Source organism: Mesorhizobium sp. M2A.F.Ca.ET.067.02.1.1 (assembly GCF_004023285.1).
Taxonomy (GTDB): Bacteria; Pseudomonadota; Alphaproteobacteria; order Rhizobiales; family Rhizobiaceae; genus Mesorhizobium.
Window position 1 is genome coordinate 1 of record NZ_RZSB01000644.1, and the last position, 3,455, is coordinate 3,455.

The window sequence follows — 3,455 nt, forward strand, 5'->3', positions numbered from 1 at the left end:
CCGCGCGATGTCATCGAATTCACCTATCAGGGCGACGGCAACCGTCAGCGGCCGCAGCCGGCCTCGCAAGATCTCGACGCCTGGAACGCCTATGTCTACGACCGGCTCAATCCGGCCGGCGACCACAATGAGATCTGGCAGCATTCCGGCGGCTGCCGCGCGCATCTGAGGGTCGTGCGCAACACCATCACGCATGAGATCCTGAGCACCGCCTTCGCGCGTGGCGGCCACAAATCTGCCGACAACAGGGCGGAGGGCCGTTCGTGAGCCCTCGCCGCACCGAGACCGGCGGCCGCATCGACAGGCTGCGCACCATCCGCTTCACCTTCGACGGAGCGCCTTACACCGGCCATGCCGGCGACACGCTGGCCTCGGCGCTGCTCGCCAGCGGCGTGACGCTGTTCGGCCGTTCGTTCAAATACCATCGCCCGCGCGGCCTGCTTTCCGCTGGCGTCGAGGAGCCCAATGCGCTGGTGACGGTGCTGCGCGGCGAAGTGCGCGAGCCCAATATCCCGGCCACCATGGTCGAGATCTATGACGGGCTCGTCGCCGTCAGCCAGAACCGCACGCCTTCGCTCGCCTGGGACATCGGCGCCATCAACCAGCTCGGCGGCAGGATCCTGTCTGCCGGCTTCTACTACAAGACTTTCATGGGGCCGGTGATCGGTCCGCTGAAGGGCACGCGCTTCTGGATGTTCTGCGAGCATTTCATCCGCCGCGCCGCCGGTCTCGGCAAGGCCGGCACCGCCCCCGACCCGGCGCGCTACGAACGCATGAACGCTTTCTGCGACGTGCTGGTCGTCGGCTCCGGTCCGGCCGGCCTGATGGCGGCGAAGGCTGCCGCCGACCAGGGCGCCCGCGTCATCCTCGCCGATCTCGAAGCCCATTTCGGTGGCTCCGCCAACTGGTCGGGCGAAACCATCGACGGCATGCCCGCTGCCGACTGGGCCCAGCGTATGGCTGCGCAGCTTGCAGGCAACGACAATGTGCGCCTTTTGCCGCGCACGACGGTGTGGGGCTATTACGACGGCAACACGCTGGCCGCGCTTGAACGGGTGACCGACCACAAGGAAGTCGCCGCCAAGGGTGAGCCGCGCCAGCGCTACTGGGCGATCCGCGCAGGCACGGTGGTTCTCGCCACCGGCTCGTTCGAACGGCCGCTGGTGTTCCCTGGCAACGACCGCCCCGGCGTCATACTGGCGCATGCGGCCGAACGTTACGCCAATGAGTATGGTGTGCTGCCGGGACAGCGCATCGCGCTCTTCACCAACAACGACAGCGCCTACCGCTCGGCCGTCGCCCTGAAGAAGGCTGGCGCCGCGGTCGTCGCCATCATCGATGTCCGCAGCGATGTCTCGAACGAGATGCGCCGGCTGGCGAGCGATGCGGAAGCCGAGCTGCTTGCCGGTCACGCCGTGGTCGCGACCGAGGGCAGGAAGGCGCTCACCGGCCTCAAGGTGCAGCGCTTCGACGCCATGAGCGGTTCGCTCAGCGGCGACGAGCGCAGCATCCACGCCGAGAGCCTTCTGATGTCGGGCGGCTGGTCGCCGACCATCCACCTCGCCAGCCAGGCCGGCGCGAAACCCGAGTGGGACCCTGCCAGGCAAGCTTTCCTGCCGCCGAAGCCGACGCAGCGCTGGATCGGCGCCGGCGCCTTCACCGGCAGTTTTTCGACAGCGGAGGCAATCGCGGAAGGTCGCGCCGCCGGTCTCCAGGCGGCCGGCGGTACGGCTTCATCCGGTCCCCTGCCCGTCGTCGAGGCGGCTCCGGGCGATCCCGATCCGGCTCCGGTCTTCGAGATCAGGGCCAAGGGCAAGAGCTTTGTCGACTTCCAGCACGACGTCATCGCCGAGGACGTGCGGCTGGCGCATCGCGAAGGCTTCGTCTCGGTCGAGCATCTGAAGCGCTACACCACGCTCGGCATGGCGACCGACCAGGGCAAGAACTCCAACGTGCCGGGTCTCGCCATCATGGCCGAGGCTCTCGGCAAGCCTATCCCCGAAGTCGGCACGACCCGCTTCCGCCCGCCTTACACGGCGGTGTCAATCGGCTCGCTGGCGGCAGAGCGCTTCGGCGACCTCAAACCCGAGCGGCTAACCCCGATGCATGACTGGCACATCGCCAATGGCGCAAGGATGTATTCGGCCGGCCTCTGGTACCGCCCGATGATCTATGGCCTCCCCGGCGAGACGGTCGAGCAGGCCTATGTGCGGGAAGCAAGAGCCACGCGCGACAGCGCCGGCATCGTCGACGTCTCGACGCTGGGCAAGATCGCGGTGCAGGGGCCGGACGCGGCAGAGTTCCTCGACCGCATCTACACCAACATGTTTTCCACTTTGGCAGTCGGCAAGGCGCGCTACGGCCTGATGCTGCGCGAGGACGGTCTTGCCTTCGACGACGGTACCACCTGGCGGCTCGGCGAGCAGGATTTCCTGATGACGACCACCACCGCCAATGCCGGCAAGGTGATGCAGCATCTGGAATATTTCCTCGACGTCATCTGGCCGGAGCTGAAGGTCACCGTAACCTCGGTCACCGACGAATGGGCGGGGGCTGCGATCGGCGGCCCGAACGCGCGCGCCATCCTTGCCGCTTGCGTCACCGGCACTGCCGTCGACAATGCCACCCTGCCCTTCATGGGCATCGTCCATGGCCGGATCGCCGGCGTGCCGGTGATGATCTGCCGGCTTTCCTTTTCCGGCGAAATGGCATTCGAGGTCTATTCCGGCGCCGGTTACGGCACCCTCGTCTGGGAAGCCTTGATCGAGGCCGGCAAGCCTTTTGGCCTTGTCACCTACGGGCTCGAGGCGCTGGGCACGATGCGCATCGAGAAGGGCCATGTCACCGGCGCCGAGATCGACGGCCGCACCACCGCGCGCGACCTCCATCTCGACTGGATGCTGTCGAAGAAGAAGCCCTTCATCGGCTCGGCCATGATGGACCGCGAAGGCCTGATTGCCCCCGACCGGCTCGAGCTGGTCGGGCTGATCGCCCTCGACAACCGAGCCCTCAACGGCGGCGGACATATCGTCGAGGAACTGGACGAAGCCAATCCGCACGATTCGCTCGGCCACATCACCGCCTGCTGTTACTCACCGGCGCTGGGCAAATATATCGCGCTGGCCCTGGTCAAGGGCGGCAAGGCGCGGCACGGGACCCGCGCCTTCGTCTCGGATCCGCTGCGCAACCGGTTCGGGCCGGTCGAGATCGCCTCCAACCATTTCTACGACCCGGACGGGAGCCGCATGCATGGCTGAGCAGCAATTGCCCGAGCGCCAGTCGCCGCTCGAGCCGGACTATCATCCCGGCTCGCACGGCAATTTCGAACATGGCGTTGATGTCATCCTGTCCGAGACGCGGCCGGGCTCGATCCTGCAGCTTGCCGCCTGGCCGGGCGAAGAGAAGCGACTGATCGAGATTATCCGCAAGGTCACCGGTCTCACTCTGCCTGACGG

Annotated in this window: 2 protein-coding genes and 1 pseudogene; all 3 read left to right on the top strand. The window is 66.8% G+C overall.

Features of this window, described 5'->3' with window-relative positions; translation table 11 throughout:
* The coding region (locus EOA28_RS29230) for a sarcosine oxidase subunit delta (RefSeq protein ID WP_128315545.1) at positions 1-267 on the top strand (267 nt) is incomplete at its 5' end.
* Positions 264-3,257, top strand: coding sequence for a sarcosine oxidase subunit alpha (locus EOA28_RS29235; RefSeq protein WP_128315546.1), 2,994 nt, complete (start codon positions 264-266; stop codon positions 3,255-3,257). The genes EOA28_RS29230 and EOA28_RS29235, both read left to right, overlap by 4 nt.
* A pseudogene (locus tag EOA28_RS29240) lies at positions 3,250-3,455 on the top strand (sarcosine oxidase subunit gamma); the annotation flags it as partial. The gene EOA28_RS29235 and the pseudogene EOA28_RS29240, both read left to right, overlap by 8 nt.